The sequence below is a fragment of the Leptothoe sp. PORK10 BA2 genome (assembly GCF_034932105.1).
Taxonomy (GTDB): Bacteria; Cyanobacteriota; Cyanobacteriia; order Phormidesmidales; family Phormidesmidaceae; genus Leptothoe.
Window position 1 is genome coordinate 1 of the sequence record NZ_JAYGIG010000187.1, and the last position, 6057, is coordinate 6057.

At 45.4% G+C, this 6057-nt stretch carries 5 protein-coding genes; all 5 read left to right on the top strand.

From position 1 onward, the window contains the following. Positions 1-765: 765 nt before the first annotated feature. Positions 766-1437, top strand: coding sequence for a response regulator transcription factor (locus VB741_RS25800; protein WP_323368098.1), 672 nt, complete (start codon positions 766-768; stop codon positions 1435-1437). Positions 1438-1470: 33 nt separating this feature from the next. Continuing rightward, positions 1471-3390, top strand: coding sequence for a sensor histidine kinase (locus VB741_RS25805; RefSeq protein ID WP_323368099.1), 1920 nt, complete (start codon positions 1471-1473; stop codon positions 3388-3390). 62 nt (positions 3391-3452) lie between these two features. Then, on the top strand, positions 3453-3641 hold the full coding sequence (locus tag VB741_RS25810) for a hypothetical protein (RefSeq protein ID WP_323368100.1): 189 nt from the start codon (positions 3453-3455) through the stop codon (positions 3639-3641). A 105-nt stretch (positions 3642-3746) separates the two neighbouring features. Beyond that, a complete protein-coding gene (locus VB741_RS25815; protein WP_323368101.1) occupies positions 3747-4637 on the top strand; it encodes a hypothetical protein in 891 nt (296 codons plus the stop codon). Between the two features lie 41 nt (positions 4638-4678). Beyond that, entirely contained in the window at positions 4679-5887 is a 1209-nt protein-coding gene (locus VB741_RS25820; RefSeq protein WP_323368102.1) for a DUF1822 family protein, read from the top strand. The last annotated feature ends 170 nt before the right edge of the window (positions 5888-6057 follow it).

Consider the following 6057-nt stretch of genomic DNA (forward strand, 5'->3'; position numbering starts at 1 on the left):
GGCTGATGCCGATATTTTCCATAGAGATGCACCCGACCCACACGCTAGGTTTCAACTATTTCTTAAAACCCATTTACTGGGCACGCGCGTCTGTATCAAATATTACATTTTGAATTTATAATTGCTGAATAGGTTGCCAGCGTCTTGACAAAAAAAGAAAGTTATGAAATTCGATTTTCCTCATGGCTGCCCAGCCAACTACAGATCAAATTTCATCAGTTGTACACTACCTGTAGTGTTTCCATATTTCGTTGAACCACTAAATAAAATCAGCGAACCGCGAGTATCTACTTAGTACCACCAAAATTGGCAGAAAAGTGCAATTTGCTCTTCAGGTATAAACCTGATGTTTAGTCAAAAGTCGTCTTCACTAAGAACTAAGGCTTACTTACACAGGCTTACAGACCTCTAATTTCTTTACTACTAGGCTTCATACCCACATTCCGCCCTTTAACTGGCACATCAAAACATTAATAACGAGGCCAGTAGATCACAGCATCCTAAGAAGTGTTGAATTCTCAATAAGCTAAACCTATTGAGAATCTACAGAAAATAGTTCACCTGAACTAAATTGCGGTCAAACCCTTTTCCAGAGAAGGTTTCAAATTTAATACCTGAGTGTGCCAGTTGGAAGTGCGGAATGTCGGTTCATAGAGAAGGTGAATTCAACAAAGTTCCGAATTTCGTTATACGCATAAAGCCATGCACCTTCTTTGTAGGAAAATATCTATAAGATCAACCAATTTTCAATCCTCAGCTTGCTTTATGAAATTTTCCTCTTCAAACCAGATAGGCCATAACATTCTGATTGTCGATGATCATGCGGCAATCCTGAGTGGAACTGTCGGTCCTCTACAAAGTGTCTACCCTAAAGCAAAGATACAAACAGCAGCAACAACACACGATGCACTTGGCTTGTTAGAGCGAAATTTATTCGATGTCGCAATCTTAGATCTCGCAGTTCCAGAACAAATAAATGAAGTCCCCACTCTTGAAATTGGAATTGATCTCCTACGACATATTTTTCAAAACTTTCAGAGCTTAAACATTGTTGTTCAGAGTGCCAAAGTAGAAGCGCTGACCAGGGTGAAGCCTTCAATAGACAGACATTTAGGCGGTTTCACTGTTATCGACAAAAACTTACCAATAGAAGAGATGTTGACAAAAGTAGCCTGGGCACTCAAGGGTGTGGTTTATACTCCTCCAGAGATTCGAAATGGTTTGGAAATGCGGATCGAGTGGATTCAGGTACTCCAACTCGCGTTTCAAGAAGCGCTGACCGATAAAGCTATTGCTGAACGTCTGCATGTGAGTGAGCGAGGGGTTCGACATTACTGGACTAAAGCCCAAGATGCACTAGGTGTCTATCCATCACCTGGTATCAATATCCGGATGCAGACCGCTATTCGAGCTCGCCAAGTAGGACTGATTGACTGACTGACGTAATTTGTCTATCTAAGCATCTACCTTATGAGTACTTTCCTTCAGACCCTTAAAGAAAAGACGGCTTCGGTATCGCTAGGCTCCTATGTTCTAGGCATGATCGTGATCGGGGTTGTCTGCTTAACCCGCTCCTTAGGATTATTGCAAGGGTTCGAATGGTGGGCGTTTGATACCTTTCTGAGGCTACGACCTGCAGCTTCCATAGATGAGCGTGTCGTTGTCATTGCGATTGAAGAAGAAGATTTTCAACGCTACGGAAATTCGATTCCAGATCGGGCATTAGCGGAGCTTTTACAGACACTAGGCCAGTATCAACCTCGAGCGATTGGGATGGATCTTTTTCGAGACTCCCCCGTAGAGCCTGGTTATCAGCAGCTAGTTGAAGCGTTCGAGCAGGTTCCAAATATCTTTGGCATTAACGGTATCGGTTCTGCTGCCGTCAATCCACCTCCGGAGTTATCAGTCGAACAGGTTGGCTTTGCGACGATACCGCAAGATAAAGATGGATTCACCCGTCGTTTGCTACTAACGTGGATAGATGATGAAGCCAGTAAACTAGAGGTTTCCTTATCTCTCAGATTAGCTATTGCCTATTTGGAGGCAGAAAATATAGACACGGAAGTTTCATCTGGGGACAGTCTTAATATTCGGATTGGGGACGCTAAACTGACTCGGCTGCAGTCAAATTCTGGAGCTTATGTCAATGTCGAAAATGGTGGCCATCGAGTGCTGCTGAATCCACAGACGGGAAGACCACCCTTTCGGCGCCTATCTATGCAGGCAGTGCTGGCAGAGGAATTTGATCCTGACTGGATTCGAGATCGCGTTGTCTTAATTGGTGTCATCGCTCCAAGCGTCCAAGATTTATTCCCAACAGCAGCCGTCACGACTGATCTGCCTGGTTTTATGTATGGGGTAGAAATGCATGCCCATGGCGTTAGCCAGTTGCTTGATCGAGCACTGAAAAATCGTCCTCCCATTCGAGTTTGGCCCGAAGTTCTGGAATATGGTTGGATTCTGGTGTGGGGCGGTTTAGGGGTGTGGCTGGTGCACCACCTTGCTTCTCCTAGGCGCTATGTCTTAGCGATAATAGTCTTGGGCAGTGCGCTGATTTTAGGCAGCTTTAGTTTGCTGTGGCTATGGAGTTGGTGGATTCCTGTGGTGCCACCGCTGATTGTGTTTGGTATCAATGGGCTAGTGCTTTCTGGCTTTTACCTGTACGACCAGACAATGCGGGCTCGCATTGATGAGCGGCAGCAGGTGATTCAAGAGGCCTACACCACCATCCATAATGGTCCACTGCAGGAACTAGCGGTATTGTCAAAACTAGCCGGCAGCGGCTGCAGCCTGGAGCAAGTTTTTCCCAAGATTCAACAGATCGAGCAGGACCTGCGTGCTCTGGACAGCCGTTTAGAGATCCTTCATAAGGTACACACACCAGCCACCTTCGTGATCGGCGACACCAACCTGAATTTAGAAGACCCCTTGAATGAGGTACTGTTTGGGGTTTACAACCAAACCCTGACGCGAGACTTTCCCGGATTTCAGAGCTTGAAGCTCAAAATGCCCTCATTCGACCCATTAGATACTGCCGGCCTTTCTCACAAAGACCGCCGCGACCTCTGTCAGTTTTTAGAAGAAGCTCTTTGCAATGTTGGTAAACATGCTAAAGCTCCCACCAGACTGAGCGTAGTTTGCAAAAGTACAGAGCAGATCAACCTTATTCGAATAGAAGACAATGGCCATTCAATGCCTCAATCGTTTACCACGCCCTCCAAATCGTCATTTTTTTTACAAAAATCTGGTAGCGGCTGGGGTACCCAGCAATCGCTCAAGTTAGCTAAACGACTGAATGGCCAGTTTCAGCGTGGGGCTTTGCCGACTCGGGGCACCTACTGCGAACTATGCTGGCCCCGTAGCGACCAGTCTGCTCAAGTCAAACATTAAGTTTTTTCAAGCTGCGCTTATCTCAATCCCTCGATAACCATTTGACGTCGTGGGATTGAAAAATGCACAACAAGCTGTCCTTCTTTGTTTATGCTACCTTGCTCGCTGCCTGCTTGCTCAAGCTGCTTGGAGGAAATGTCCCTCAAAAAGATCAGTCTCCTTTGATGGACGTAACAGATTCTATTTATGTCCGTGCCGATGAAAATGACTTAGGTCCTGTCAGAAATGCTGGAACTCGTCTTAATGCTTAATGATGATACACAAGACAACCGCTGCTGTTGAATCAGCCGTGAGAAAGGCTTAATACTCAAGATTCTTTCCAGTAGTTTTCCCTTATCTATAACCCCCTTAACTTCATGTGTGTAGCCCTCATTCAGAGTCAATTGCACGAACTCATAGAAAAGTTCCATACTGCTGATCGCTGTCAGCAGCGTAAGCTTGTTACTCGAATTTTAAGTCTTGCTCAGCAGTCCGATAAATTCTGGCAGGGGATTAGCATCGATGCCGAACCCTACGCTGAGGCTTATCAAGCAGTGATGATTTTGCTGCCTCGTAAACTCAGTCAATTTGATCCCTCAAATCTAACCTTCGTTCAATGGTTGAATCGTTGGCTAGTGGTAGAAACTCTGGCACGCTCACCAAAAATCTGGCGAGGTGGAGGAAATACAGATCCTGCAATTTATGAAGAAGCTAAGCAGATTGCGATGAACGAGATTCTCAATAAATTTAAAGAGTATGACTCTAAGAAAGGAAGTGTAACCAACTGGTTTAATTTCATACTAAAAAAGCGAATACTTGATGTGACAAAAGATTGGGGAGGAAAAGGAGGTCGGGAGGTCCCTCTCAACGACGGTTATGGTGAAGAGCATTGCTCAAACCAGTCTGTTCAGATTACGAGTGAAAGTGACGAAATAGAATTCGACTTGCCGAATTTGCCAGGCGTAACTCCCGACATTTCTTTAACGCGCAATCTCATCAACCGGATTCGACAGTGGGCAGAAGAGAAGCACTCAGAGCTACGTCAGTGTTGCCTCCGAAATCGTAGTGAGGTGAACTGCTACACCCTGATTCTCATGCGGTTACCTCGGTTGGTCGAGCGTCAGGATAAGTTTGAGTTTAGTGATGTTCCTAAGTGGGAAATGACCGCTACGGAGCTTAATGTTCCAGAAAGTACGGTTCGCTGTCATTTCACAAACCAATGTATTCGTCACTTGAAGCAGGCTTTTCCCGATGGAAGCTATGCCTAATCAAAGCTGCTGAACTCTTTTGTACTCCCAATCTTAAAACCATGACCAGCTCAACCGACTTACTTTCTCTTTTTGTTCCATTGACTACTGCTGATCGAGAACAGGCTGAACGCATAGCTCGCCTACAGGTTACCGACGAAGAAGCCACGCGAGTCTATCGCAATACACTAGCGGTGCTGGCGACAGCTCAATATCTGAAAATGCTTGATATTGACTCAGATTTAGAGGCCTCCTATAGCTTCAATCCAGCTGTGCAATTAGTTGCTGATATGGCCGATTTGTACATTCCTGAAACACGCAGGTGCATTGAATGTCGTTCGGTGCATCCAGGAGAATCCAGGGTTTATATTCCAGAAGAGGTGTGGGAAGATCGCCTGGGCTTTGTCATTGTGCAGATAAACGATAACGGGACTAGAGCAGACTTACTAGGATTCGTAACGGAAGTGTCGATTGAACAGTTACCTCTCAGCTATCTTCATCCGTTGGATGAGTTGGTCGACGTGATTGAAGATACTCCTACCCTTGTTACTGTTTTGAGCGACTGGCTACAGGGAAAGGTATCCGAAGCGTGGAGAACCCTGACAGAAATTGCACAACCACCCATTGACAATCTGAGACCAACCTTTCGTCATCGCTCATTTACTCAGAACAATGAGCTGGCGCAACGAATTAGTCGGCTCTACAGTGAACAATACCGCTCGTCTTTAGAGGGGGAAGGGCTCAGGCACCGAATTCAGCAACTCTACAGTCAACAATCTGGAGCTGCGTCTGAAAAAGTTGTTCATCCTCTAATAGCTCAAATTGTCAGAGGAGAAAAAGATATTTCAGAATTTGCAGCGATTGAAGCGCTTGTTCATCTGGTTCAAAACACTCTGGATGCAACAATCCAGGTTAAAGCCGCAGAACTGCTCTGGATGCTAGAGCCTGAATATCCAGCCACCGGGGTTTGGCGGATACTCGACCAAGGGCTCAAATTAGAAGTGCATCCTCTAGCGTTGATGGTGGCGGTGCTGCCCCGGCAAGATGGACGCTTATTAGTTCTAGCCAGAACGTATTCCCTACAGCAACCTTATATGCCAACCGGCATAACCCTGTCGGGTTTAGACGAAGTGGGTAATGATTTTTTTGCAGTGCAGTCACGTCGTCAAGATAACTACATTCAGTATTACTTCGTGGGAGACTATGAAGATAGCTTTAGTCTCCAGATGTCATTAGGTGCCAGCAAGTTGACAGAAAACTTCCAGCTTTAGTTCGTTAGATAGACTATTATCCATTACAAGCTAACTTTAATTATATAGCTGGACAGTGCGAAGTTCATCTCTAACTGGTGAAAGTCTCTAAAAAAGAACATCCCAGTACCCAAACGGTCTGGAATGTCCGAAACTGGCTGAAACCATTACAATCAGCCAGTTCCATTATG